This window comes from Trichocoleus sp. FACHB-6 (assembly GCF_014695815.1).
In the GTDB taxonomy this organism is placed as follows: domain Bacteria; phylum Cyanobacteriota; class Cyanobacteriia; order Cyanobacteriales; family FACHB-T130; genus Funiculus; species Funiculus sociatus.
Genome location: NZ_JACJOY010000102.1, coordinates 82,933 through 108,045, shown reverse-complemented (window position 1 = coordinate 108,045; position 25,113 = coordinate 82,933). Strand labels below are relative to the sequence as shown.

The window sequence follows — 25,113 nt, the reverse complement described above, 5'->3', positions numbered from 1 at the left end:
GACTCTCTAAGGATTATGAAATTTTGCCGCAGACGTCGGAAGCTTTTATCTATATCGCAAACATTCGTTTGATGTTACGACGCTTAGCTTAGTACACTTCTCAGACATCCTCTTAGCTAAATTAAAAGATACATTGGCTGCTTGCAAACACAAATCAGCCACTTTTAATTTTAATGCTTGGTTAGTAATTATAAATATGTCTTCATTATATCTTAATAAGAATGAACCCTCAAAAAATATTAAAGCTGTTATTGATAGGAAAATAATTATTCCTATCATTGGTAAAACAAATATTATCAGGTAAATAGGAGCAAATATTGAAATTTCTGTTAGTTTTTTTATTATAAAATCAACATTTAAAAATCCTATCTTGAATAAAAGATAAACAATACTTAAAAATACTAAGCATAAACTTACTATTAATAGTATATATAAATCTACAACCACGTTTTCAATAAGCTTCTTGAGGATTACAAAAGCTTGGTTGTTAGTTTTTTCAAATAAAATAAGTTTGACAATATTAAGAATAAAGCCAGCTAAAATAGAGCCAATCAACACCCCTGAACATATCTTAAAGAACTTCTCAAAAAAGTCTAAGTTGTCATTCAAATTAAATTTAATAATCCAGTTCGCTAAAAAGAAGCAAGGGATACTTAATATGCTTGCCTCAAAAATACGTTGCAACCAATAATTTCTTTCCATTTCTCTACCTATTTAATGTTCCTTAAGTATTTCGGTAAAAATCTATAATTTCTTCGTTCAACGCATTTATAAACTCTGTATATAAATCTTCTTCCTCAGCATCATTGCTAGAATCTTCAGGATCTCCACTTTTGGATACATCTGCCAATAAGGTATTAGAGGATAGCAACTCTTTAATGGCGGCTGCGATTGCTTCTTTTCTAGTTAGATAAGCCTGTTGTACAGCATCCAAAATATCTAAAATTTGAGAAAACTCTACCCAGTCGTATCCCTCCCGCCGACAAGTTCTCAGCAAAGAATTGGCAAACTCCTCCTGTTCTTCTTGTGTTCTGATTCTCTTGGTATTTACAGCCTGTACATCCAGAATAGGAACACCCAATAACTCTGGCAATTCTCCTGCTTCAAACAGTGACTTAGCCTGTTCAAAAGCTTGTTGAGAACTACTAAATGTCAGGAGAATACAGCCTTTGTTAATGTTTTCTAGTTTTATTGAATAATCGTCCAATACATTTTTCATTTTTGCAAGAATATCTTCTTGTTCCTCTTTGCTAAAAGCCTCAAGATTAATCTTAAGCGTCCATTTAAACTTCTCTACCGGCTTTTTCTTATACTCTAAATCATCAAAATGTCTAGCTATAGAGAACCATTGTATTTCAACTGATAAACCTTTTTTGTGTTCAATAAGCATCTTAATATATCGATACAATCCTTGAGATAGTTCTTCTCTAAGCGACTGTTTTGTGTTATTAAGCTTTGTTGCAATCTCAACAGGTGAATAATTGCAAAGTAGTCCGCAAAGACATTTATATTCTTTGGGTGAAAGCTCCAGCTTTCTATTACTTGCTTTATATTCTCGTTTATATTCAGCTAAATCTGCCTTCAGTCTATCTGTATACCATTCGTCTTCAGCTTGTTTAATTAGTTCGTCTATAGTCATATCACTAAGGGTTAGTTCTTCTATAGTCATATCACTAAGAGTCTGAAAAAACTTCCTGATGCCTGTCAGGCTGATAACCGTCATATAGATTTTAGAAATTTCTCTACTTTAAACTTAGAGCCAACGCGAGCAAAAACCTATATCCCAGTTCGCTATGAGTGAAAAACATAATCTGAGTCGCTTGGTTCAGAAGGACAAAAACACCAGGATTCTAGACATCTTAGCATCTACAAACTTCAACATGGATCGAAATCATCTGCCACGCCGCCAGCAGCGAGGCATAAACGAACCAACTATCGAGGTAGCCATTACCTATGGACACCAGGAATTTATTCGAGGAAGGTTAACCTTCACCTTAACAGACCGGGCGTTGCGGCATACCCCTTACGCCAAATTTTCCGACAAGCTCAGAGGAATCAGGGTTATCTGCACAGAAGCCCACCAGATACCAAGATTTTGACCATTTATTGGCATGAAAAGACCAAACGCCGAGTCCGGCTATGACATCAGTTTTGACTCTACTTCAGCAAAAACCGCAATACTACCTGTGAGCTTATTCACCCATGTCAAGAAGCAGGGATTTACCAGAACTACCCAGAACTAACAATATTCAGGAAGCTCAAGACTACCGGAGTAAAGGCATCAAGTCCCTTAAGAACTTACCCTACTACCTTGTATTTACCAGCCCAGAAGAGCTTCACGGTGATAATCACGTCACAAAAGATGTCGAACAAGCCTATTTCCTAGAGAGACAGACAAATGTTTGAAACAAATACTCTCAATCAAACTGTTGACAACCGTAAAATTTTGCAGGACGAGAATGCAACTGTTCCGACAGATTCCCGCACTCAGCAAGAGACAATCGTTTGTGAAGTTTACAAGCACCTCTATGTAGCTTCACAGTTGCGTGACAAGCAGAAAAGGTCTGAAGAAATTGTAACCGTTCTAAAAGGCGTTGATTGGGAATACTTTGGCACAAGCTCTTCTCCCTCTGAGTGGAAGCCATACAAAGAATTCAAAAGCCTGTCGATGATTCAAACGCCTAGCAGCAAGCTGGTTCTATTAGATTGGCAGCAACCCGTTGCACCGCACATTCATCAAGACCGACGAGGTGGCTTTTGCGATGCCTATGTTCTATGTGTTAGAGGAACAGTCTCACACGATAGATATCTTGTTAAAGAATTTTCTGAATTTGAAGTTGTTGTTAGCTTGCCTGAAAATGAACTGCTCCTTCCTGGCGATGTTGCAATTGTTTATGGCGGCACAGAAGCCCATGCGATGGGGCCGCTTGAAAAAGGCTCAGCCCTCTGGACAGTGCATTATTACACAGGCTCTATTGTTCCTAGCAATCCCAATCAAAGATTGAAAATCAAGCGCAACTAATCCTTTGCCACCCGTAAGGGTGAATAGCAGCTCGCAACTTCACCCTTACAAAGAAAATAATTTCTTAGCCAATATTTATTAAGCCAATCAGGAATTACACCCATGTCTTGCCCCCACAGCAATAACTGCAAACTGCGGAAAATAGCCACAGAAAACAAAGCGATTTGCTTGACGTGTGGCAGTCAGTTCCGCCTCGAAGAGATTGATTTTGATTCCTCAGCTGGCAGCATTTTAGCTACCTTAGTTGTTGCAGCAATTGTCCTTAGTATTGTAACGGGTTCTCAACAACAAAATTCAGTCACCTATGAACTTGAACCTAGCAAGATAGAAGTTAATTCAGATAAATAGAAATCCCAGCCAAATCTTGTAATTATGGGCGCCCCAAAGTAGCGACCACAGTCGATAGCCCTCGCTCTCAGCGCCGGGGGCTACCTACTTTCGGAAGTGTTACTTTCTTCATTCTTCTTGCTTCATCCTTGAAAAAGTTGTCCATCTCGCAATTGCACCACAGTTTTATTCGCCATCCGTAGCAAGCGTTCGTCGTGCGTCGTCACAATTACTGTTGCCCCAAAATTATTGAGTTTCTGAAGAATTTTCAGCACCGAGGCCGAATTATCTGGATCTAAGTTCCCAGTTGGTTCATCTGCCAATAACAGCGGCGGCGTTCCCACAATCGCACGCGCAAGACTGACTCGCTGTTGCTCTCCCCCAGACAGTTCTTCTGGAAAACAGCTGGCTTTATGCTGCAAACCTACCAGCTTCAGGGTGGGAACTAAACGACGCTCGATTTCCTTGTGAGTGAAGCCTTGCGCCCACAGGACAAAGGAAATATTTTCCGTCACCGTCCGCCGGGGGATGAGTTTATAGTCTTGAAAGACAACGCCAATCCGCCGCCGCAGCAAAGACAACTTGTGTCCGCGCAGTTGTCCGACGTTGCAGTTATCGACAATTACTTCGCCGTCAGTGGGACGTTCTTCCCCGTACAGCAACTTCAAAAGTGTTGACTTACCAGAACCAGAAGGCCCAGTGACGAATATGAAATCCCCCCGCTTGACTTCCAGGTTGACATCTAATAGCCCACAACTGCCATTAGGATAGATTTTTTTCACGGAGCGCAATTTTACCATCCCCCGCAATTCATCTCCCGCATCAGCATCCAGTGCCTGATGTTGATGATTTTTGCCAATACCGGGATGACCAGAAGTTGTGGTCATAAAAAAGTTATGAAGTGTATAGTTTTTTCGTCTTTAGTTATATAGCAATCCTATTTGAGTTGTGAAATGTTAGCGCTTCAGATCCCCGACTTTAAGAAGTCGGGGATGTTGCCTTCACGAATCATTTAGGACTGCTATAGCAGTTGTAAATCGTAGGACAGGGCAAACCGCAGGCATCCCGCCGGCGCTACAAAGGAAGAATCATTTCACGACTCTGCCAAGGATTGCTATAGTCCTACTTGGTGCCAATGACTAATGACCATCAAAACTGATAATTTTTTACCACAGCTTTTAAGGCAAATTGCGGTAAAGCCATCATTCGCCGCCAGCGCCAGGGTTCTTGATACAGTCGATAAAGCCATTCCAGGTGATTATCTCGAAACCAGGCGGGCGCTCTCGATTTTATCCCCGCCCAGATGTCCAGACTACCGCCAACACCGATCCAAATTGCTTGCGGACATAGATGGCGATGTTGGGCTATCCATAATTCCTGACGAGGAACGCCTAAACCTACGAAAATTAGGCGGGGCTGTAAGTCTTTGAGGGTTTGGATAAATTCTAGTTCAGCTTCGGGCGATAAGTAGCCGTGTTGAGTACCTGCGATCGCTACCCCTGGTATTTTACCTCTCCAAACCTCCGCCGCCGTCTGAGCAACTCCCGGTGCGCCTCCAAAGAAAAAAACCGGACACTGTTCCAATTGTCCAGCTTGCCTCAATAGTGTCTCTGCCAATTCAATTCCCGGACAGCGGCTTAAGCGTCTACCCTTTAGCCGCAAGTATAGTACGACACCAGATCCATCCGGAATCACCAGCTCTGCGGAGCGAATAATTTCGCTCAGAGTGGGGTTGCCTTCTGCCTGCATTGCCATTTCTGCATTTAGCGTCACCACATGACTGCCCATCCTCCGCTCTAGGCGCGAGATTAACCAGCTGGAATAGTCATCCAACAGGTGAACGGGAACTCCCAACACAGGAAAATGTTCGGGTTTCTCAGACATCATCGAATTCTCGTACTGTCTCACACCACCCATAGGGTTTGTCGTCTTTAAACCATGAACGCTAGCTTATTCGCTGTATTGTAGAGTATTCCTCCGCTGGGGTACAGAACCGGACAAAATATTTTTTAAAAGGGAAAGTGAGGAGTTAAAAATTCTTAACTCCTCACTTTTCTCAATTACCTATTTTTAACTTGCTCTTTTAACCGAGCCATCGGCGTACAGTTCCAACGGCACCAATTCGACTTTTCCGTTTACTTTGACTTTAGAGTAGACAATTCTCACAAAGGGAGCTTGGTTGTGGTTGTAGCGAAATGACATATAAACCTCCTCGCAAAAATTGATTCTTGGATTTTTTTAATTCAACTGATTAGCCTTTACTTTTAGACCTACTTCCTTTATACAAAAAGTCTTTTAAAGATTTCAAAAAATGGCAGACTTTTTGATTAAGATTCTGTAAAATCTTTAAAGTGGTGGAAGTAGAGTCGAACAATCTAAATCCTTATAAATCTAAAATAAATCCGCCAGTCTATCCTGTCATTAACCCTCTGGCTTAAGTCCGCAGATACAGGGAAAGGCTTACACCTGTGCTAGATATCTGCAAAAAGGTAAGCGGCTGAACTGATTATCAAAAAACTTGCATTAACGCGATGCTAACCAGTAAAAGAACCAGATTCCCACCAGGTTAGCAACAAGATCAGACAAAGTGGAGGTGCGGAGGGGTGAAAGCATCTGCAAACTCTCATCCACAATGGCAAAGATGCTAACGAGAATTGGGCCAAGTGGCAGGGTAATTGCCAAAGGCCAAGTTTTAATCATTCGCTTACCAAGAGATTTATGAGCTAAATAAGAGGCAATTCCTAATAATATAAAGTGTCCAATTGTGTCATAAAAGGGAATTGCTGAGATTTTGACAGGGAGAATGCCCCGATAAGCTAAGACAATAATTGTTAGCAGAATAAGAAAGTAAAGGCAAAAAGCCAAAATCCAGCGCTGAGTTGATTTCATTCCCATTCCTTGAGAAGGTAATATAGCTAAGTGAGTAGCGCGGGCATCACGAGAGCGACAGGTAATATTTAGGATTTCTATAGAAATATCTACATCACAAAAAAAGAGCATTCCAGAAGTAACGCTCTTTTTGGTCATAGTTCATGGCAATAAGCCATGAACTATCGTGTATTTGTTAGGCGTGACGATTGGCTTCTTCTTGCAGCCAGGAATCGACAGGTTGCCCATCTCGACGGCGCAGTTCAATATGAATAGCGATCGCTTCTATCGCTCCCGGCGGTGCTGGTTTCTGATGGAAAATGATATCGTAGGCTGCGGGATCTTCATTCCGTTCCTTCAACCAATCCTGCACTTTCATTGTGGCAAAAAAAGCTTGCCCGTCCTGAAACATCCGGCTAACTTGCATTTGTATTGTGTAGGGATTAATTCGTGCCATAGATTCCTGCTTTTCTAAATTGGGTTAAGTGGTAAGAGGGGGAGAGGTATAACAATCTTTTAACTCAGGATTCAGTTTTGATGCCAATGAGTAGATAAGTGGTCATTTCTCCTTTTCCTTTGATTTGGATAGAACCTCGCTCCTGTAAGTGATACTTATTGTGTAAGCACTCTTTAGTTGCGGCAGTTATTTGAATAGACCCAGGCTTACCGTGAGATTCCATGCGGCTAGCGATATTAACAGTGTCTCCCCATAGATCGTAGATAAATTTTTTCAGACCGATTACTCCCGCCACAACTGGCCCAGTGTTGATGCCAATGCGGATGCTGAAGTTTAAACCATTGGCGATATTGAATCGGGTAATTTCATTTTGCATATCAAGAGCCATTTGCGCGATCGCTTCCGCATGATCCTCTCGCGGCGTGGGTAAACCGCCAACAACCATATAAGCGTCGCCAATTGTCTTGATTTTCTCCAACCCATGCTGTTCAGCCAATTGGTCAAAAGCTGAGAAAATTTGGTTGAGCAAGTTTACCAGTTCTACAGGCGATGTCTGAGCAGCTAGCTGGGTAAAGCCAACGATATCAGCAAATAACACCGTTACCTCAGCGAAGTTGTCCGCAATAGTACGCTGTTCTTTTTTCAAGCGCTCTGCGATCGCTTGCGGTAAGATATTTTGCAGCAGTCGCTCAGCCTTTTCCTGTTCCGCTGTTAAATCTTTTAAAGACGACTCTAAAGCTTCTAGCATCCAGTTAATTGTCCGCGCCAGGATTGATAACTCATCTTTGCCAGCGCTTAACACGCGCATGGAAAGATCGCCACTGCTGCCAATACTTTTAACTTCAGTGCTGAGATAAGCGAGGCGCGACAACACCAATTTTTCTAACAGTAATAGAGTTGCACCAGTAAACAAGATACCCACCACCAAGGTTGATATGCCTAAGCTAACCACTAGATAAGTTAGCAGGAATTGGCTTTGTTGATAAAATTCTTTCGGCAGATCCACTCGTAGCAGTAGCGCAGGCTTTCCGTAGATATCCCGCAGCAAAACATACCCCACCACCAAACCATCCCTGAGAGGTTTGACGAGAATGGAAGAATCGGACATTTTGGACAAAGTAGAACGCACCGATTGGAAATCAGAGGGCAATTGCGGGTCGTTTACCTGGTACGCAGTGATGGGCAAATGGGTCAATTTACTTAAATACTGAATTTTTTCAGCATCCAAGTATCGCCCTAAGATCAGCGTCCCCCGACTAGACCCTTGACCTTGGCTATTTAGAATCGGCCCGGCTGCGATCGCCATTGGGCCATCTGGGAGGAGAACTATCCCGGTGAAGCGCTGCTGTTGCTGGGGATCTTGTAGCAGGTAACGATTAGCCGCCAGGTATGTTTGGACGTTTTTGGGAATAGGTACTACCTGGTGCTGCTTTAAGTCGAAGCTGCGGCCGATAACCAATTCACCTTTAGAGTTGATAAACAGTATCAAGTTGGATTTGAGTGGTCGTAAGGAAAAATCGTTCAGATTTTGCTCGATATAGAGGCTGTTGCCATCCTTAATAAACTTATAGGTGTCATCCCACACCGCCCATTGATCGTTCAAGGCGCTGAAATCGCTAAGGTAGTTAGAGAGAGCATCTTGAACTCGTTGAGCGTTCCGGTAAGCCTCCCGTTCTTGCAATTTGGCGAAGCCGTTCACCAAGATGGTTGATGAGGTGAGATACAACACCCCAATCAAACTTACAACGGTCACGCCAATCGCCAGCAGTGTTTTCTCGCGCAGTTTCATGCACCTAAATGAGCGGTCAGCTATGCGGGTACTGACGCGCTACATCCACAACATAACTTAAACCGGAGAACATTCTATAATCTAAGACTTGCTTAAGGCTGAGTGGAACTGTGTCTGAGCGTTTTTAAAAATATACGATCCTGTAATTTCCAAATATAATTTCCCCTGATACCCTTTTGACCTTCTGGTAGCTAAATAATGAAAATATATAGGTTGAGTTGAGCCAGGAAACCCAACTATTCTTTTACATGGGTTGAATTTCGCTTACCCTCAATGCAACCTACTATAAGCCGAGATACCCGACTTCTCTAAGAAGTCGGGTATCTAAAGCGCTAGCACCTCACAACTCAAATAGGATTGCTATACTGCTTCCATTGCTTGTTAAAATGCGAATGTTTGTGTTGCTTTAGTCATAGCTTTTAGATAATAAAATAAATTGCTTAGAAGCTGCATAACACTAAGCTAAAGACTAGAAGAGAAGATTTTGTAAGGTGGGCTTTTGCCCACCTTACGAGACTTATTGCAAACCTTCAAGAAGCTGGGCGCGTGCTGTTTCTAAGGCTTCTTTCAGCTTACTTGGATCGCGTCCGCCAGCTTGCGCTAAGTTGGGTCGTCCGCCGCCACCGCCGCCACAAATTTTGGCGATCGCGCCGATAAACTTCCCAGCTTGCAATCCTTTTTTATTGACATCTGGGCTAAAATGTGCGACCAAACTTACTTTGTCTGGTTCGGGAATTGATGCTAAGAATACGGCACCATTACCCAATTTTTGCAGCAATCTTTCAGCCGCAGTTTTCAGGGATTCTGCGTCAACTTCTCCCAATTCGGCAACTAGAATTTTGAAATCGCCGGCTGTTTGTGCTGTGCTAAGTAATTGGTCAGATTTAGCAAAGGCGAGTTCTGCTTTTAATGCTTCTAATTGCTTTTGGGAGGCTTTAAGTTCGTTCTGTAAATTGGCGATCCTGTCGGGAATTTCTTCGGGTTTGACTTTAAAGCGATCGCTTAACTCTTTCACCACTTTATCTCGTACATTCAAGTATTCCAGAACTGCTGGCCCGGCGACAGCTTCAATGCGTCGGATACCTGATGCTACTCCCGCCTCGGAGACTATTTTAAATAGCCCAATTTCAGCGGTATTACTCACATGAGTACCGCCACACAATTCCATAGAAACGCCGGAAATATCTAGTACCCGCACTTCATCGCCATATTTTTCCCCAAACATCGCGATCGCGCCTTTTGCTTTTGCCTCAGCTATGGGCAATACTTCAGTATGGGCGTGGTGTGCTTCTGCAATCCAAGTATTAATCTGTTCCTCAATTTGTTGCAACTCTTCTGGTGTCACGGGACGAGGACAGTTAAAGTCAAAGCGCAGCCTGTCGAAAGCCACCAAAGAACCAGCCTGGGAAATTTCGTCATCGACAAACTTTTTCAAAGCTGATTGTAATAGGTGAGTTGCTGTGTGGTGTGCTTGAACGCGACGACGACAAGCTAAGTCAATTTGGGCGGTAACGGTATCTTCTAACCGCAGCGTACCGCGTTCGATGCGACCGAAGTGGACAAAGAAATCTGATTCTTTTTTGACATCTTCAACTCGTACCAAAACGGAATCGCCGGAAATGTAGCCGCGATCGCCTATTTGTCCCCCTGATTCTGCATAGAATGGGGTTTGATCGAGGATTATTTGTACGCTTGTTCCCGCTTCCGCCGCTTCCACAGAGAAGCCATCTACAAGTATTGCTTCTACCTGGGATTGGCTGACGGGTTGGGTATAACCGAGAAATTCAGTAGAGTGGATATCCTCAGCTAATTTATCGAGAGAACCTTGTACGGTTAAATCAATGGTTTCGTGGGCTGATTGCGATCGCGTTTGCTGTTGTTCCATCGCTACATTGAAACCTTCCACGTCTACGGTAAGTCCTTCTTCCTCAGCAACTTCTTGAGTTAGTTCTAAGGGGAAGCCGTAGGTGTCGTAGAGGGTAAAAGCACTTTCACCGCTAATTTCGGTTTTTCCTTCTTTCTTAACTTGCTGGATAATTTCCTCCAGCAGTTTTTCGCCTCTTTCCAGAGTTTTGAGAAAGCGGGTTTCTTCTCGTTGCAATTCAGCTTGAATTTGTGCTTCTCGGATACGGACGTTGGGGTAGGCAGATTCGGAAAGCGCGATCGCAGTCTCTGCCACTTTCGTTGTAAACTCACCTTCAATGCCAATCAGCCGCCCGTGACGTACTACGCGCCGAATTAATCGCCGTAAAATATAACCCCGTCCAATATTCGAGGCGCGGATTTCATCAGCTATCATGTGGACAACTGCCCGGACGTGATCGCCAATTACTTTCAGAGAAACTTTGGTTTTCTCGTCGCTGCTGGCGTAATCAATTCCGGCAATTTGGGCCGCTGTTTTGATAATCGGGAAAATCAGGTCGGTTTCGTAGTTATTCGGAACTTTCTGGAGGATTTGCGCCATCCGTTCCAGTCCCATCCCGGTGTCGATATTCTTATTAGCAAGTGGTGTTAAATTACCTTCTGCATCCCGGTTGTACTGCATGAACACCAAGTTATAAAACTCGATGAACCGAGTATCATCCTCTAGATTGATGTGTTCGTCGCCGCGTTCCGGGTGGAAGTCATAGTATATTTCTGAACAGGGGCCGCAAGGGCCAGTGGGGCCAGATACCCAGAAGTTATCATCTTCTCCCAGACGCTGGATGCGCTGTGGCGAAACGCCAATTTTATCCCTCCAGATGGCAAATGCTTCGTCATCTTCCCGGAAGACACTCACTACAAGGCGTTCTGGGGGTAAGCCAAAGACTTGTGTTGACAGTTCCCAACCCCAGGCGATCGCTTGTTCTTTGAAATAATCCCCAAAGCTGAAATTTCCCAGCATCTCAAAAAATGTGTGATGTCGGGCGGTGCGTCCTACGTTTTCGATATCGTTGGTGCGGATGCACTTTTGCGAGGTGGTGGCGCGGGGAAATTCGGGCGATCGCTGTCCCAAAAATATTGGCTTAAATGGCAGCATCCCAGCGATTGTCAGCAGTACGGTGGGATCTTCTGGCACCAGAGAAGCACTCGGCAAAATTTGATGTCCGCGAGAAGCGTAGAAGTCGAGGAATTTTTGCCGAATTTCACTACCGCTAAGGAACTGGGGAAAAGAAGACATGGGAGTTTACAAGGGATTGGTTTCGGTCAACGTGTTATCTATTTTTACATTTGTTTATGCCTTGTTGCATCACCTCCAGCCTTAGAGTGGCAATCCTACTAAAAGTTGCAATTGTTTAATGGTTAACTGCAATTCGTAAAAATACGTCAAGTTTGGTAAATTCAGCAGATCCTCCAGTGAAGAGGATGTTAATTTAATAGTGGACACCAAGAAGTGAGAGATAAAGAGGAGGAAGATGAAACGAATGGGCGACATAGGCGCGGTGTCCCCGGTCTGTGACCCAAGTGCAGCAGTAGCCCACCAAGCATAGATGGCAGTGGCAAACGCCTTTAGAGGGCAACGCCAAACCAGGGTCTAAGAAGAGACGACCATGCGGGAAAAGTGAGAGGTGAAGCTGCTTAATTGTCCACCCTAGTAGTTGATGTTTAATTGTTGAAAAAACTAATTCTTTCGTTTTAACGGGCTTAGTCGCACTTGACTAAGCCCAAAAATTTTTTATAGGGGTTTTTAATAGGCTCATCGCTTAAGATAGATTTCTTCCTATTCATCCGGCGGTAAGATAAAGCTTTGAAATTAACCGCAATTATTTGGGATTAATCGATGGCACTTAAAGTAAAAGTTCCCACTATCGTCTGTAATGGCTGTGCAGAAACGATTACCGAAACTATCCAGACTATGGAACCTGATGCCAAGGTGGAAGTGGATGTACAAGCCAAGACGGTGACAGTGGAAGCTCAAGCTTCTGAAGAGACAATTAAACAAGCGATCGTGGCGACAGGTCACACTGTTGAAGGTTATCAATAACCTTACGAAGCAACGCTTGCATTAATTATCAGCCAGTTGGGCGATGCCCTAACTGGCTTTTATGTTTATTAAAAATTAATACAAACTACACCTCATCTGGGTAGAACTGGAGTAAGCAATTACGCCTAAGTTCCTCTGGAATTTGCCGAATGATTTCTTCTGGTGGTGGATCTAGCTGTTTGCCTCATAGCAGGAAAAATTTTATCCCTAGCGGATGGCAGAGGGGGGGTGAAGTGCAGATATAGAGGCGCGATCGCGTTTCCCTTACCAGCATTCACCTGAACACTGGCAATAAACAGCTATCATCTGCCAGCATAAATATAAAGGCTCTGCTTACAAGCGCTTCAAGAACCTGGGGCTGTGGCGGTTTTTTGTGAAGATTTCAGAAACTTACCCGTCAGCAGTGGAATCGTCATCTTGAAGACTTGTAGTATCCAAATGTAACAAAATGTAAAAGAAGTGCTAAGGATAAGGTTACAGTCTGGTCGTGCTACCCGGTTAAAGTGTATAACCTCAAAAATAATTGGCTGCACTTGTCCCACAATATGCACGCTTATTTAGTATCAGGGTCTTTTGCCTGTTCGTTTCTGTCGTTGCTCTAATTATCTCTAGTGGTTAAAGTTCCCACAATTTGTCAGCAGGAACAGCGCCCTGATTCTCCAAGTATACCTACGCTAATGGATGCTTTTGTTCTGGTCGTTGGAGGCGATGCCTTTATTGCCACGTTTCTCAAGCGGATTAGCGATTTAACCGCTCTCCAGGTGGAGGCACTCTCTCAGATGGATGAGGTGATGCCGATGCTTGAGAACCGGCTGCCTCATGTTGTAATTGTGCAGGCACGCTTTGAAGGCAGTCTGGAATTATGTTGTCAGATCAAACAACAAACTCAGGTTTCTGGAATTTACTGCATCCTTGTAGAAGATCGTCCCCAGATTACCCGCGAACGGACGCTCTGGGATCGACAAGGGGAAATGGCGCTTTCTTGCGAAGCTTTGGAAAAGGGGGCAGATGCTTATTTGCAAATTGCTCCTGTCAGAAGAAAAAGTGCAGCCCTTGCACTAAAAGAGATGCAGTTGCAAAATCGCTTGCTGGTGGCGCAAATTCAGGCGGGATTACGGAAGGTGCAAAACTATCGCCAGCTGATGCGAACTAACGATTTATTGTCAACAATGGCGCTGGCTGACCCTTTGACGGAATTAAATAATCGTCGGGCCTTAGAATGGGAGTTGCCCCGACAAGTTCAAAATGCTCGTACTCGCTTACGTCCGCTAAGCTTAGTTATTTTAGATGTGGACTTTTTTAAGTCTATTAATGATAACTACGGACATTTGGTGGGCGATCGCGTTCTCCAACTTCTCTCCGCCCGTCTGCGGTACAATTTGCGCTTTCAAGACACTCTCTTTCGCTACGGGGGTGAGGAATTTGTCGTTATTCTCAGCAACACAGATGTCCAAGAAGCTCCTATGGTAGCTCACCGCCTGCGTCGTCTGATCGGCGACCAACCTTTCAGTATTAATCCCACAACGGCGCTGAATATTACTATCAGCTTGGGATCAAGCACTCTCAATGATGCGGACGATCCTAAAGGTGTGAGTTTGCTGCAACGCGCCGACGAAAATCTGTTGCAAGCTAAATCTGATGGTCGCAACCGAGTTGTGAGTGAGTAAAATAAATTTTACTCACTACTAGCTGGTGCTGAGCCGGGTATTATTTAATTTTGAAAATTTGTTAAGTAGAAAATATTAGTAAATATTTCTTCCTTATCGACTTCATAATACCAGAAAAATATAGTAAAGTCTAGCAAGTTAGAAAAAAAATCTTAGTGATTAATTATTAACAACAGACAACTAACTACTAACAAGATGTTGCCCAATCACCTGATAGCAATCTTCCACGGAGGCGCGTTGTTCCATTGCAGTTACCAACGCTTGATAAGCGTGAGAGTTTTCCTCAAGCAAGGTACGTGCTTGTAAAGCACTGGCACGCTCTTTTTGCTCTTGGTTGCTGACGGGAATTCCCAACTGTGTCAAAGTATATCTGATTTTCTGGCGATCTTCCGCGCCTCCCTCTGCACTGCCATAAACTATAGTTTCGGCGGCGATACCAGCCATCCAGACGGTGCAGAAGCGATCTAGGATAACTTGCATTTCCCAAGGTGAGGGGAAGTCTTGCTGCAATTTCTGGGTATCAAATGTCACTCCTCCAAGTCCGGAAATTCCTTGTCGGAAGGTTTCCCAAGCGCTGAGGGTGTAACCTGTGATCGGAATTTCGAGTAAGTAAGCGACGAGGAAGTGTCCGGCTTCGTGGCGCAGGATGCGATCGCGATGTTGGGGATTTTTCCCGGCTAACAAATCCAAAAAGATTGTACCAGCTTTACCTTGAAAGGTGAGGGTGTCGAGGGTGAAAAGCCCCATGATGCCAAAAGTAGCGATCGCGGGGATTGCTGGTGATATGTTAAACATTGGCCCCAGCAGACTAGAAAGCGTAATTGCAAAGACACCAATGGCAATTAAATTTAGGGCGGTTTGCTGCATTTTTTAGGGGCTGGGGACTGGGTAGGAGGGACTGGGAACTGAAAACTGGAGAGTGGGGACTGGCGAAGGATTAGTTAATTCTGATTGCTGAGTGTTTTCGGAATTTTTGGCTTTGTAGAATGTTTCTAAGCTGTGGCTATCACCAACAAAGCGCCAGTGCCAAGGCTCATAACTAACACCTTGGGGATTATTTTTGGGAAACGATATTTCAAAGCTATAGTAAGGGGCATTTTTCACAAGCCACTTGAAGGCAGCTGTATTTTCAAATCTGGGGCTGAGATTTGTTGCCGGGACGTTTCCATCGCCAATGTCTACCGCGTAGCCAGTATGATGTTCGCTGTAGCCTGGAGGCGCACTGACTTTAGCTCGTTCGCTAGCTGACTGTCCCCGTTGCGCTTTGGTATCAAAAAATAAGTGCTTCTGCTCATCAATAGAGCGGAAACCGGAAATTGGAACTATATTAACACCCGACGCTCGTGCTGCTGCTACCATTGCTTGAAATTGTTTAGCAGCAGCTTTACGCATTTTCAGGCGACCATTAAATGAAATTGGTTGCAGTTCTGAGGCGGGTGCTTCCGGGTAGGCAAAATGTCCGAAGATGGTGGCTTGGGGTGTTGCTGTGGGCGTTGGACTGGTTTGAGTGGGATTCGGTTGGGAAGTGGACGCACTCGACTGGGGTGTGGGACGAGGTAAGAAAATACCCACAAGCAAAGCGATCGCTCCTAATCCTAGCAAACCGCCAAGTAATAGTATCGGCTTAAATCGTCGCCGACGTTTAATTTTAGGTGTATCCCGCAACGCCTCTGGAATATCGTCTATCGGCGGTACTGAGGTTTCTGGGGGTTTTCCAGGTATACCCGCGTTATCCAAAACAGCCACTCCTATTAATTTTTAGTGGTTAATTTTTAGAATCACAACAGCAGTGAGACTGAACTTTACTTGTATCAACCAAAATCCCGTCTCTACAGGAATTTTAAACGCACGTCGGTCTATCAACATCTGTTGTGTATTCCCTTCTTCATCTTTAAGCGTGATGCTTAACATAAATAGAGACTGGCAAAGTAGCATACAGGTGCCAGTCTACTACTATTGTTTACAACTCAGGAAATCATGCCCCCTCTAGTAACTCAGCTTTTAGAACTTTATCTTCGGCTGGGTGGCAGTGTCCTGCTGGGATGGATTTTAGGTCGTCAACTGCCCAAAGTGGTTCCGGCATATTTAGGCAAATTTCTCTTTTGGATTGGCGTACCGATCAGCATTTTTGCGTTTCTGCGCCACGCCGATTTATCCGGGCCAATTTGGATTGCATCGGTCGCCGCTTGGGTGGCTATTTTCTTCGGGGCTGGCTTAGCTTGGATCTGGATTGCCTTGCAAGGGGGGAAAGAAGGGATTGGGGACTGGGGAAGGTTGACTGGGGGACAGAATAATGCAGATGTTTCTTCCGGTTCACCTAATCCCCAATCCCCAATCCCTAATACCCAATCCCTTCTTTGGAGTAAACCAACTCAGGGAAGTTTCCTGTTAGCCTCAATGGTCGGTAACACTGGGTATCTGGGTTATCCGGTGACACTGGCTTTGGTAGGTTCGCAATACTTTGGCTGGGCATTATTCTACGATTTGCTTGGCACTACGTTAGGGGCTTACGGTTTGGGTGTTGTCTTGGCTGCACGTTTTGGGATGGGGGCGCAAAGTCACTGGAAAATCCTTCAGGCTGTGGTGATTAACCCGGCGTTGTGGAGTTTTGCCTTGGGGTTGATTTTCCGCAACTTGCCGTTATCTAACCCTATCGAGGAGAGTTTGCGGTTGTGCGGTTGGGGTGCAGTGGCTTTGTCTCTGGTATTAATTGGAATGCGCCTGAGTCAGCTTTCTGACTGGGATAGTCTAGCGCAGGCGGGTGTCAGTTTGGGGATTAAAATGCTGCTGGTGCCAATGCTGCTGGGTATTGGATTATTGCTGTTGGGTGTAAGTGGTTCGCCTCTGTTGGTCATTGTTTTACAAATGGCTATGCCTCCAGCGTTTGCTACTCTGATTCTGGCGGAAGCTTACGATCTTGACCGCAATTTGACGGTGACAGCTTTGGCTGTGGGATCTACAGGTTTGCTTTTTACTCTGCCAGTTTGGTTGTTGTTGTTTGGTCGGTAGTTAGTTGTCATTAGTTTAATCAGCCACCTTAACAGGGGTAGTGTGCGGGGTAAGGGGTTAGGGGTAGGGAGGGAAAAAGACTCAACTTGGAGTAACTCCAATAAAAGATTGAGTGCAAAGTCGATTTCAGCAGCGCATTGCCGATAGGTGGATAAGGATTTGCCAACGGGATCGCTAATATCTAAGGAATTTTGCCATCGCACAAATTCTTTGAGGGTGAAAGTTTTGTCGATAATTTCGGGAAATATAGCGATCGCTACATTTTTATGAAACCTGGTCATTGTCAGCACCAAATCTGCCCACTCGATTAGTTCTGCATTTATCCCCACTGGTTCGCGATCGCACTCAATACCGTATGACAACACGGTTACAGCATGGGGTGACACTGGAAAACTCTTAAATTTATGAAGCCCCGCCGATCGCACCTCAATTTCACACCTTTGCCTCAGTTCCCCAACCTTTTTCCGAAATAGCTCTTCTGCCATCGGGCTGCGACAAGTGTTTCCAGTACAAACAAATAGAACTCGCATCTTAGAAGTGAGTGGAACAATGGTTTATGCCACTATGCTACGACTGATGCTCCCATCCGCTGACTTGTTAAATAAATCAACTATAAATTATTAGTATAAAAAATATTTTTCTTGGACTCTGTTTTGATATTTTTATATCTGTCAGGAAACCTCAACAACTCTAGTGAGAATTATTTTTAATAAATTAACGCATTCACGATGTTTCAGGGCTTGCTTAATTTATTTCAGTTTGCTAAGGTAATAAAATAATTTTATAATCTTAAGTTTATACTTAAGAGTATTACCCATAAAGGTTGGACTATAACTATAGTAACCTAAACCCCTTGAAATATCGTAGAACTTGCCTGCTCAAACCGAAAATTTTCCAATAAATTTTTCCGTGCCGAATTAGAACCCTCTCAGAGAGGGCTGTTGACAAATACAATTAGTTGTGACGTAGTCTTTTAAAAGCTAATAGCTACTCGCTAACTGCTAATTGCTGATAATTCGCCGCCAACTCAGCTGGACTAATTTGCTCGTATTTTTCAAAAGGCTGGTGAATCCAGGGGTCGTCTGGGAGATAGTCGGCGTAGTAGTCAGGCTCGATGACCGAGCAAGCTTTCCACCAGATGACGGCGGTGCGAATTTCCTCAACATCAGCGGCAAAGTGCTGCTTCAGCCAGGGGATAGTTTCCCGGAGGGTGACACCAGAATCTACTAAGTCATCGACTAAGAGGACTTTGTTGCCTAACTTGGCGGTTGTCATCGTCACGGTGTGGGAGAAAGTAAGAGAACCCCGGACGCGATCGCCTGGGCCACCGTAAGAAGTGGTAGCTAAAATCGCCAACGGTTTGGAGTAAATCCGCGATAAAATATCACCCACCCGCAGACCGCCCCTTGCAAGGCAGACTATCTGGTTAAACTCCCAGTGGGATTGATAAATCTTCACCGCCAACTGTTCAATCTTTTGGTGGTAATCTGACCAAGAAACGTAAAGGTCTGCCATGAGGTGTGCGATTTCGATCTAATACTAAGTGGCGAGCCATTTATTTTATTATGAGCGCAAGCCATTATGAACAATTCTTCCCCCGAACACTATCCCCAACCAACTCCTGAAAATGACAAGCTGGACTTCAAAACAAAACTGGCTTATGGTGCAGGGGATTTAGGCCCAGCGATTACTGCCAATATTGCAGTATTTTTCCTGCTAATTTTCTTTACTAATGTCGCTGGTATCCCGGCGGGGTTGGCGGGTAGCATTCTGCTGATTGGGAAAATCTGGGATGCGGTTAACGATCCTTTTGTGGGGGTATTGACGGACAAAACGAAATCTCGTCGTTGGGGTCGTCGTCTTCCCTGGATATTTTATGGAGCTATTCCTTTTGGAATATTCTTTTTTTTACAGTGGATTGTACCGCGATTTAGCGGCGAACCAACAGCTCAAATGTGGGGGTTGTTTTGGTATTACGTGGCGATTGGGGTGTTGTCTCAGGTGTTTTACACCGTTGTGAATTTACCTTATACCGCACTTACTCCAGAACTAACTCAAGATTACAACGAACGCACCAGTCTTAATAGCTTTCGCTTTACTTTTTCCATTGGCGGTAGTATTTTATCGTTGATTTTAGCGAAAGTTATTTTTGAAAACATTGCTGACCGCCAGCAACAGTATCTCGTTTTAGCGGCAGTTTGTACAGTGGTTTCGGTTTTATCATTATATTGGTGCGTTTTCGGAATACGCGATCGCGTTATGTTTTTTGAACGAAGACGCACTGAAACTGAACAACCAGCATCTCTCCCAATTGGCGAACAGCTAAAAATCGTTTTCAGCAACCGCGCTTTTCTCTTTGTTATCGGTATCTATCTTTGTTCCTGGTTAGCTGTACAGTTGACAGCCAGCGTTATTCCCTACTTTGTCGTTAACTGGATGCGCCTCAAAGAATCAGATGTCCCAACTGTGCTTATTGGGGTTCAAGGTACCGCCCTTTTAATGCTATTTGTCTGGAGTGCTTTGAGTAAGAGATTTGGTAAAAAAGCTGTTTATTTTATGGGAATGAGCGTATGGATAATAGCACAAGCCGGACTTTTTTCCTTACAGCCTAATCAAATAGGTTTAATGTACCTTCTAGCGGTAATGGCAGGTTTCGGTATTTCCACAGCTTATCTCATCCCTTGGTCGATGATGCCAGATGTGATAGAACTCGATGAACTACAAACCGGACAGCGCCGCGAAGGGATTTTTTATGGTTTCATGGTTTTGCTGCAAAAATTCGGTTTAGCCTTCGGCTTGTTTTTGGTGGGAATGGCTTTAGAAACATCTGGCTTTAAAGAAGCTGTTCCGGGACAAAGTATGCTACCAGTACAACCAGATTCGGCGCTACAAGCTATCCGCTTTGCTGTTGGCCCTCTACCCATGATTTTTTTGATTTGTGGCTTAGTTTTGGCGTATTTTTATCCGATTACCCGCGAAGTTCACGCGGAAATCTTGCTGAAGCTGAAAGAACGCAAAAAAAGTTAGTAGCTAATTGCTAATAGCTCGTTCCTAGCCGACGGCTGGGAACTCGTTCCAGCCCCCTTACACCTAAAAAACTTACAGAGAATATAAGGCGGTCGCCTTAGTTTCCGGCTGGGAATGGCGGAGGCTAGGAAAGAGAAAATTTTTTATTTCAACTACTAGACTTTACTTTATTTTCTCTGATATAATAATTTCGATAAGGAAGAAGTATCTCGGAATATTTTATTAAATAATATTTCTATTATTTAATCTAGACATCTCAAAAAGTTAGCTGCGATACAAATTAAAAACTTTTTTGAAACTTTTTAATCCTTGCGCTGAGTATCAGCATCATCGATTAAGCTAAAAACTAATCGAAAGATAGCTAATCCCTACAAAATGCCCCATAATAATCACAACGCAGTTGAATTTGACAACGTTACCTACTCGGTAAACGGACGACCCCTGATATCAAATCTCACTTTCAGCATCCAGCAAGGTGAGACTCTGGTGTTACTGGGAAGGAGTGGCTGTGGCAAGACCACGACAATGAAGCTAATTAATGCCTTGCTGATGCCAACAAGCGGGGAAGTGAGGGTTGAAGGGATTTCGACCAGAGAATGGAACCCGATTAAGTTGCGGCGGCAAATTGGCTACGTAATTCAAGAAACTGGCTTGTTTCCCCATTTCACCGTAGAACGGAATGTAGGATTAGTGCCTGCACTGGAGGGATGGAAAAGCGATCGCATCCGCCAAAGAGCCTCGGAACTATTGCACCTAGTTGGCTTAGATCCCCAGAAATTTGCACCCAGATATCCCCACGAACTCTCAGGAGGACAAAGACAGCGCGTAGGCGTAGCACGCGCCTTAGCAGCAGATCCGCCAATTTTGCTAATGGACGAACCCTTCGGCGCACTAGATCCCGTCACCAGGTTGGAAATTCAGCGCGAAGTACGTCAATTGCAACAGCAACTGAGTAAAACAATTGTCTTTGTCACCCATGACATTCAAGAAGCATTTATTTTAGCTTCCAGAATTGGTTTAATGCACGAAGGACGCTTAGTAGTGCTGGGTACCCCAAGTGAATTTTTGCAATCAGAAGCAGACGAAGTTCGCGCCTACACTCAATGTTTGCAAGCTGGAAACCCAATTTTGGCTAATGGCTAATTGGTGAATAATACCCATTATCTATTACCACACTTAAAATAATGAATTTGAATAATTTTTTCAACTTGTATGGCGCTGAACTCTTTCAGTACACGCGGGAACATTTGTTCTTGGTAGGAGTTTCTATTGGAATTGCTATTTTGTTGGGAATTCCGCTGGGGATATTGTGTACTCGCACTAAATTCCACCAACTAATTTTAGGCTTTGCCAACGTCATGCAAACAATTCCCAGTCTGGCACTGTTTGGCTTTCTGATCCCGCTGCCATTGCTAGGAGGAATTGGTGCGCGTCCAGCGATTGTTGCCCTTGTACTATATTCCCTACTACCGATTATTCGCAACACTTACACAGGTATTATTAAAGTAGATCCAGCCATCCGCGAAGCTGGTAGAGGCATGGGAATGACAGATTGGCAGCTATTATTTCAAGTTGAGTTGCCGCTGGCTTTAGGCTTTATTTTATCAGGTGTACGGGTGGCAACAGTAATTTGTATTGGTGTGGCGACAATTGCTGCCGTAATTGGTGCTGGTGGATTAGGACAATTTATTTTCCGAGGCGTGGCAATCTTAGATAACAATTTAATTTTAGCAGGTGCGATTCCGGCGGCTTTAATGGCGTTGCTGGCAGATTTTATATTAGGATTGGTTGAGAATATTTTAACTATAAAAAAATGATTTTTAAGGGCGCAAAGGTCGAAAGAGAGGTACTTGTTAGATGCGAATTTTTAATTCTTATTTCTGCATTAGTTTACGTTCATTGGCGTTGAAATAAGGATTATGAAGCGATTTTTGTCTATAATTTGTCTGTTAGCGATCGCAGGTTGCAGCCATAACTCAAATCGGCGCATCGTCGTCGCCTCAAAGAATTTTACTGAGCAAATTATCCTGGGTGAACTTTTGGCGCAAGCAATTGAAGCCAAGACAGATTTGCAAGTTGATCGCCGTCTCTATTTGGGCGGTACCTTTGTTTGTCATCAAGCTCTAATTTCTGGACAAATTGATGCTTATGTCGAATATACTGGCACTGCCCTGACTTCGGTGCTGAAAGAAAAACCAAAGAGCGATCCCAAGGCTGTCTACAATCGAGTGCAACAAGCATATAACCAGCAGTACCAGCTGGAATGGACTCCACCTCTGGGTTTTAACAACACTTTCGCTATGATTGTCCGCAGCGAAGATGCCAAGGCGTTAAATATTCAAACTCTCTCCCAAGCTGCTAAGTTTACACCCAAGTGGCGGGCTGCTTTTGGCTTTGAATTCAGCGAACGCCCAGATGGGTTTCCGGGTTTAGCCAAAACTTATGGGATAAAGTTAGCACAGCCGCCTCTGGTGATGGATTTGGGGCTAATGTACCAGTCAATAAAACAAAAGCAGGTGGATTTAGTTGCTGGGAATTCCACTGATGGACTCATCGACAGCTTGAATCTGGTGGTGCTGGAGGATGACAAAAACTATTTTCCCCCTTACGAAGCTGCGCCAGTGGTACGACAGGAAGCTTTAGCACAACACCCGGAGTTACGTCAAGCTCTGCAACAGCTGGGCGGACTAATTTCTGAGAAAGAGATGCGAAGGCTGAATTACCTGGTAGATGGGGAACGGCGGGATGTGAAACAAGTTGTACGGGAATTTTTGCGATCGCAGGGTTTGTCAAAGAACAGTAACAAATAGATGGGACAAAAGCTGAAAATATAGAAATCCGTTTGTTACTATAAACAGGGTTTTTGCAAGGGTAACGATACGAACAGAACAGTATTGACTACTAAAACACCAATTACATCAAAAAATTTCAGCAGTTGCGTCAAACTATTTAAAAGAGTTTAAGAGACAGAAGCTGATGATAATTGAGAAGGATGAACTGCTGGAGCGATATGCCGCAGGGGAACGCAATTTTAAAGGGGGAGACTTAATTGGAACTTCCCTAAAAGGCACGAATTTAAGCGGAGCCAACTTTCATGAAGGTTCTCTGAGTGAGGTGGATCTCAGTGGAGCGAATCTCAGCGAAACTGCTTTCATGGAAGCATCCCTGAGTGGGGCGAATTTGAGTGGGGCGAATCTGGGCGGAGCAAATTTGAGCGGAGCAAATTTGTTTCAGGCAAATCTCAGAGGTGCAAACTTGACAGGGGCAAACTTGAAAATGGCAGATTTGACGGAGGCAGATTTAACTGGGGCAAATCTGGAAGGGGCAAATCTTTGGGGTGCTTTCTTAACGGGCGCTAAATTAAACGATGCCAATCTGCCCAAAAATGTATCTCCGTAAATTTACTGACGAATCGGAATTTTAATGATAAACTCGGTTCCCTGTGCTGGTGCAGAAATGCACTCGATTTTGCCATTGTGTTTTTCAACAATGATTTGATAACTGATTGACAACCCCAAACCTGTGCCTTTGCCTGTGGGTTTCGTGGTATAAAAGGCTTCAAAAATCCGGCAGCGTACTTCTTCAGTCATTCCAGGGCCATTGTCGATAATCCGAATCGCCACTTGATTGTCGTTTAGCACTTCGGTAGAAATCCGAATTGTAGGGACTGGGAACTGGGGACTGGGGACTGGGGACTGGGATGAGGATTGGGGATTAAGGGCTGAACAGGGGGAATGGGAATGGGAATCCTCGCAATTCCCTGTTAGTGCTTCCAAAGCGTCAATCGCATTCGAGATGAGATTCATAAACACTTGGTTAAGGAGTCCGGCGTAACACTCTACTACTGGCAACTCGCCGTATTCTTTAACAACGTTAATCCCTGAATATCCGCCTCTGGCTTTTAATCGACTGTGGAGAATCAGCAGCGTACTGTCAATGCCTTCGTGAATATCGACTGTCCGCATCTGCGGTTCGTCAATCCGGGAGAAGTTTCGCAGCGAGTGGACAATTTGCTGGATGCGATCGCTACCCATTTGCATCGAAGACAGAGTTTTGGGAAAATCTGAAATTAGGAAATTTAGATCGATAGCCTCGACTTCTTCTTTAATTTCTGGCACTGGTTGAGGATAATGTTTCCCGTAGAGCTGTAGCAGGTTTAACAGATCCTGGGCATATTGATTTGCATAGCTGAGATTGTTGCAAACGAAGTTGACTGGATTGTTAATTTCATGGGCAACACCAGCAACTAACTGCCCTAAATTTGAAAGTTTTTCGTTCTGAATCAGAAGGCTCTGAGTTTCCTGAAGTTCGCACAGGGTAAGCTGAAGTTGAGTGGCTTGTTCTCGGAATTTTGCTTCTGATGCCTTTAGGTTCGCCTGGGCTAATTTTCGCCCTGTGATATCGGTGACGAAGCCTTCACAGAAAAGTAATTTACCATCCTTGTCGCTTACTGCCCTCGCGTTTTCGGAAATCCAAATAATGCTGCCATCTTGGCGATAAATCTGAGATTCAAACTCACTCACATACTCGCGTTCTTGCAGTAAACTCAGGAATTCGTCACGACGAGTTGGATCTACATACAGCTTGTGCTTGATGTCAGTAAGACTTTCTATCAGTTCCTCTGGTGAAGCGTAACCGTAAATCTTAGCCAGCGCTGGGTTAGCACTGATGTAACGCCCGTCTGGTGTTGTCTGGAATATCCCCTCGATAGCGTTCTCAAAAATGCTGCGATACTTTTCCTCAGCTTGCCGCAGCGCCTCTTCTACTAGACGGCGTTCAGCAATTTGATTTGCCAATTCTCGATTAGCCTGCTGTAACTGCATAGTTCGCTTGAGGAGGCTTTTCTGGATTTTTTTCCAACGCTCTACCCACGTGGGAACATCGGCTGACGAATTGTCACGGCATAGGAACATGGCAGGTCTTTAGAGATGAGTGGCCCCACACCCCAGTATCTGTCTCTACGGGAAAATACGGAGTGATGTT

Annotated in this window: 25 protein-coding genes and 1 pseudogene; 13 read left to right on the top strand and 13 right to left on the bottom strand. The window is 44.2% G+C overall.

The features are described 5' to 3' along the window. A pseudogene (locus tag H6F66_RS20940) lies at positions 1-92 on the top strand (IS5/IS1182 family transposase); the annotation flags it as partial. Positions 93-724: 632 nt separating this feature from the next. On the opposite strand, the gene H6F66_RS20935 reads toward H6F66_RS20940, so the two are convergent. Then, positions 725-1,669: a hypothetical protein gene (locus H6F66_RS20935; RefSeq protein WP_190424889.1), complete on the bottom strand. Its 945-nt coding sequence runs from the start codon at positions 1,667-1,669 to the stop codon at positions 725-727. A gap of 124 nt (positions 1,670-1,793) precedes the next feature. On the opposite strand from H6F66_RS20935, the gene H6F66_RS20930 reads away from it, so the two are divergent. The 4 genes from H6F66_RS20930 (at position 1,794) to H6F66_RS20915 (ending at position 3,370) form a co-directional block, all read left to right on the top strand. Next, positions 1,794-2,099: a hypothetical protein gene (locus tag H6F66_RS20930; protein ID WP_190424886.1), complete on the top strand. Its 306-nt coding sequence runs from the start codon at positions 1,794-1,796 to the stop codon at positions 2,097-2,099. 103 nt (positions 2,100-2,202) lie between these two features. Then, entirely contained in the window at positions 2,203-2,406 is a 204-nt protein-coding gene (locus H6F66_RS20925) for a hypothetical protein (RefSeq protein ID WP_190424883.1), read from the top strand. Beyond that, a complete protein-coding gene (locus H6F66_RS20920) occupies positions 2,399-3,022 on the top strand; it encodes a hypothetical protein (RefSeq protein ID WP_190424879.1) in 624 nt (207 codons plus the stop codon). Before H6F66_RS20925 ends, H6F66_RS20920 begins: the two co-directional genes overlap by 8 nt. A 102-nt stretch (positions 3,023-3,124) precedes the next feature. Next, a complete protein-coding gene (locus H6F66_RS20915) occupies positions 3,125-3,370 on the top strand; it encodes a hypothetical protein (RefSeq protein WP_190424876.1) in 246 nt (81 codons plus the stop codon). A 122-nt stretch (positions 3,371-3,492) separates the two neighbouring features. Here the strand turns inward: H6F66_RS20915 and ftsE are convergent, their stop codons facing one another. From ftsE to alaS, 7 genes are all read right to left on the bottom strand, one after another. Next, positions 3,493-4,149, bottom strand: a complete 657-nt coding sequence (gene ftsE / locus H6F66_RS20910) for a cell division ATP-binding protein FtsE (RefSeq protein WP_190424913.1) — start codon at positions 4,147-4,149, stop codon at positions 3,493-3,495. Positions 4,150-4,498: 349 nt separating this feature from the next. Then, positions 4,499-5,233, bottom strand: a complete 735-nt coding sequence (locus H6F66_RS20905; protein WP_190424911.1) for a WecB/TagA/CpsF family glycosyltransferase — start codon at positions 5,231-5,233, stop codon at positions 4,499-4,501. A gap of 186 nt (positions 5,234-5,419) precedes the next feature. Next, a complete protein-coding gene (locus H6F66_RS29065) occupies positions 5,420-5,551 on the bottom strand; it encodes a hypothetical protein (protein WP_277873822.1) in 132 nt (43 codons plus the stop codon). A gap of 321 nt (positions 5,552-5,872) precedes the next feature. Then, on the bottom strand, positions 5,873-6,349 hold the full coding sequence (locus tag H6F66_RS20900; protein WP_206755801.1) for a VanZ family protein: 477 nt from the start codon (positions 6,347-6,349) through the stop codon (positions 5,873-5,875). A gap of 64 nt (positions 6,350-6,413) precedes the next feature. Continuing rightward, positions 6,414-6,674, bottom strand: coding sequence for a hypothetical protein (locus tag H6F66_RS20895; RefSeq protein WP_190424873.1), 261 nt, complete (start codon positions 6,672-6,674; stop codon positions 6,414-6,416). Positions 6,675-6,738: 64 nt separating this feature from the next. Beyond that, positions 6,739-8,463: an adenylate/guanylate cyclase domain-containing protein gene (locus H6F66_RS20890; RefSeq protein WP_190424870.1), complete on the bottom strand. Its 1,725-nt coding sequence runs from the start codon at positions 8,461-8,463 to the stop codon at positions 6,739-6,741. 517 nt (positions 8,464-8,980) lie between these two features. Then, on the bottom strand, positions 8,981-11,623 hold the full coding sequence (gene alaS / locus H6F66_RS20885; protein WP_190424868.1) for an alanine--tRNA ligase: 2,643 nt from the start codon (positions 11,621-11,623) through the stop codon (positions 8,981-8,983). A gap of 600 nt (positions 11,624-12,223) precedes the next feature. Between alaS and H6F66_RS20880 the strand changes: the two genes are divergently transcribed. Next, positions 12,224-12,427, top strand: coding sequence for a heavy-metal-associated domain-containing protein (locus H6F66_RS20880; protein ID WP_190424866.1), 204 nt, complete (start codon positions 12,224-12,226; stop codon positions 12,425-12,427). A gap of 677 nt (positions 12,428-13,104) precedes the next feature. Then, a complete protein-coding gene (locus tag H6F66_RS20875) occupies positions 13,105-14,094 on the top strand; it encodes a diguanylate cyclase (RefSeq protein WP_190424864.1) in 990 nt (329 codons plus the stop codon). A gap of 180 nt (positions 14,095-14,274) precedes the next feature. On the opposite strand, the gene H6F66_RS20870 is transcribed toward H6F66_RS20875, so the two are convergent. Together H6F66_RS20870 and H6F66_RS20865 are read right to left on the bottom strand one after the other, a co-directional pair. Next, on the bottom strand, positions 14,275-14,961 hold the full coding sequence (locus H6F66_RS20870; RefSeq protein ID WP_190424862.1) for an ATP-dependent Zn protease: 687 nt from the start codon (positions 14,959-14,961) through the stop codon (positions 14,275-14,277). Positions 14,962-14,964: 3 nt separating this feature from the next. Continuing rightward, positions 14,965-15,831, bottom strand: a complete 867-nt coding sequence (locus tag H6F66_RS20865; RefSeq protein WP_190424860.1) for a M15 family metallopeptidase — start codon at positions 15,829-15,831, stop codon at positions 14,965-14,967. A 240-nt stretch (positions 15,832-16,071) separates the two neighbouring features. On the opposite strand from H6F66_RS20865, the gene H6F66_RS20855 reads away from it, so the two are divergent. Further along, complete coding sequence (locus H6F66_RS20855; protein WP_190424856.1) at positions 16,072-17,103, top strand: AEC family transporter; 1,032 nt, start codon at positions 16,072-16,074, stop codon at positions 17,101-17,103. Here the strand turns inward: H6F66_RS20855 and H6F66_RS20850 are convergent. Both H6F66_RS20850 and H6F66_RS20845 read right to left on the bottom strand, forming a co-directional pair. Then, positions 17,004-17,633 carry a low molecular weight protein arginine phosphatase gene (locus H6F66_RS20850; protein ID WP_190424854.1) on the bottom strand — a complete coding sequence of 210 codons (630 nt, stop codon included), beginning with the start codon at positions 17,631-17,633 and terminating at the stop codon, positions 17,004-17,006. The two genes, H6F66_RS20855 and H6F66_RS20850, sit on opposite strands and share 100 nt — an antisense overlap. 457 nt (positions 17,634-18,090) lie before the next feature. Next, on the bottom strand, positions 18,091-18,618 hold the full coding sequence (locus tag H6F66_RS20845; RefSeq protein WP_190424852.1) for a phosphoribosyltransferase: 528 nt from the start codon (positions 18,616-18,618) through the stop codon (positions 18,091-18,093). Between the two features lie 66 nt (positions 18,619-18,684). On the opposite strand from H6F66_RS20845, the gene H6F66_RS20840 reads away from it, so the two are divergent. From H6F66_RS20840 to H6F66_RS20820, 5 genes are all read left to right on the top strand, one after another. After that, positions 18,685-20,130, top strand: coding sequence for an MFS transporter (locus tag H6F66_RS20840; protein ID WP_190424850.1), 1,446 nt, complete (start codon positions 18,685-18,687; stop codon positions 20,128-20,130). 375 nt (positions 20,131-20,505) lie between these two features. Continuing rightward, positions 20,506-21,273: an ATP-binding cassette domain-containing protein gene (locus H6F66_RS20835; protein ID WP_190424848.1), complete on the top strand. Its 768-nt coding sequence runs from the start codon at positions 20,506-20,508 to the stop codon at positions 21,271-21,273. Between the two features lie 41 nt (positions 21,274-21,314). Beyond that, positions 21,315-21,947, top strand: a complete 633-nt coding sequence (locus tag H6F66_RS20830) for an ABC transporter permease (RefSeq protein WP_190424846.1) — start codon at positions 21,315-21,317, stop codon at positions 21,945-21,947. A 102-nt stretch (positions 21,948-22,049) separates the two neighbouring features. Continuing rightward, entirely contained in the window at positions 22,050-22,940 is an 891-nt protein-coding gene (locus H6F66_RS20825; protein WP_190424844.1) for a glycine betaine ABC transporter substrate-binding protein, read from the top strand. A gap of 172 nt (positions 22,941-23,112) precedes the next feature. Continuing rightward, complete coding sequence (locus H6F66_RS20820) at positions 23,113-23,529, top strand: pentapeptide repeat-containing protein (RefSeq protein ID WP_190424908.1); 417 nt, start codon at positions 23,113-23,115, stop codon at positions 23,527-23,529. A 2-nt stretch (positions 23,530-23,531) separates the two neighbouring features. Here the strand turns inward: H6F66_RS20820 and H6F66_RS20815 are convergent, their stop codons facing one another. Then, positions 23,532-25,043 carry an ATP-binding protein gene (locus H6F66_RS20815; protein WP_190424841.1) on the bottom strand — a complete coding sequence of 504 codons (1,512 nt, stop codon included), beginning with the start codon at positions 25,041-25,043 and terminating at the stop codon, positions 23,532-23,534. Between the last annotated feature and the right edge of the window lie 70 nt (positions 25,044-25,113).

Coding starts and splice junctions, on each gene's coding strand:
- H6F66_RS20935 (WP_190424889.1), bottom strand. CDS start 1,669: ATGACTATAGAAGAACTAACCCTTAGTGATATGACTATAGACGAACTA.
- H6F66_RS20930 (WP_190424886.1), top strand. CDS start 1,794: ATGAGTGAAAAACATAATCTGAGTCGCTTGGTTCAGAAGGACAAAAAC.
- H6F66_RS20925 (WP_190424883.1), top strand. CDS start 2,203: ATGTCAAGAAGCAGGGATTTACCAGAACTACCCAGAACTAACAATATT.
- H6F66_RS20920 (WP_190424879.1), top strand. CDS start 2,399: ATGTTTGAAACAAATACTCTCAATCAAACTGTTGACAACCGTAAAATT.
- H6F66_RS20915 (WP_190424876.1), top strand. CDS start 3,125: ATGTCTTGCCCCCACAGCAATAACTGCAAACTGCGGAAAATAGCCACA.
- ftsE (WP_190424913.1), bottom strand. CDS start 4,149: ATGGTAAAATTGCGCTCCGTGAAAAAAATCTATCCTAATGGCAGTTGT.
- H6F66_RS20905 (WP_190424911.1), bottom strand. CDS start 5,233: ATGTCTGAGAAACCCGAACATTTTCCTGTGTTGGGAGTTCCCGTTCAC.
- H6F66_RS29065 (WP_277873822.1), bottom strand. CDS start 5,551: ATGTCATTTCGCTACAACCACAACCAAGCTCCCTTTGTGAGAATTGTC.
- H6F66_RS20900 (WP_206755801.1), bottom strand. CDS start 6,349: ATGCTCTTTTTTTGTGATGTAGATATTTCTATAGAAATCCTAAATATT.
- H6F66_RS20895 (WP_190424873.1), bottom strand. CDS start 6,674: ATGGCACGAATTAATCCCTACACAATACAAATGCAAGTTAGCCGGATG.
- H6F66_RS20890 (WP_190424870.1), bottom strand. CDS start 8,463: ATGAAACTGCGCGAGAAAACACTGCTGGCGATTGGCGTGACCGTTGTA.
- alaS (WP_190424868.1), bottom strand. CDS start 11,623: ATGTCTTCTTTTCCCCAGTTCCTTAGCGGTAGTGAAATTCGGCAAAAA.
- H6F66_RS20880 (WP_190424866.1), top strand. CDS start 12,224: ATGGCACTTAAAGTAAAAGTTCCCACTATCGTCTGTAATGGCTGTGCA.
- H6F66_RS20875 (WP_190424864.1), top strand. CDS start 13,105: ATGGATGCTTTTGTTCTGGTCGTTGGAGGCGATGCCTTTATTGCCACG.
- H6F66_RS20870 (WP_190424862.1), bottom strand. CDS start 14,961: ATGCAGCAAACCGCCCTAAATTTAATTGCCATTGGTGTCTTTGCAATT.
- H6F66_RS20855 (WP_190424856.1), top strand. CDS start 16,072: ATGCCCCCTCTAGTAACTCAGCTTTTAGAACTTTATCTTCGGCTGGGT.
- H6F66_RS20850 (WP_190424854.1), bottom strand. CDS start 17,633: ATGCGAGTTCTATTTGTTTGTACTGGAAACACTTGTCGCAGCCCGATG.
- H6F66_RS20845 (WP_190424852.1), bottom strand. CDS start 18,618: ATGGCAGACCTTTACGTTTCTTGGTCAGATTACCACCAAAAGATTGAA.
- H6F66_RS20840 (WP_190424850.1), top strand. CDS start 18,685: ATGAACAATTCTTCCCCCGAACACTATCCCCAACCAACTCCTGAAAAT.
- H6F66_RS20835 (WP_190424848.1), top strand. CDS start 20,506: ATGCCCCATAATAATCACAACGCAGTTGAATTTGACAACGTTACCTAC.
- H6F66_RS20830 (WP_190424846.1), top strand. CDS start 21,315: ATGAATTTGAATAATTTTTTCAACTTGTATGGCGCTGAACTCTTTCAG.
- H6F66_RS20825 (WP_190424844.1), top strand. CDS start 22,050: ATGAAGCGATTTTTGTCTATAATTTGTCTGTTAGCGATCGCAGGTTGC.
- H6F66_RS20815 (WP_190424841.1), bottom strand. CDS start 25,043: ATGTTCCTATGCCGTGACAATTCGTCAGCCGATGTTCCCACGTGGGTA.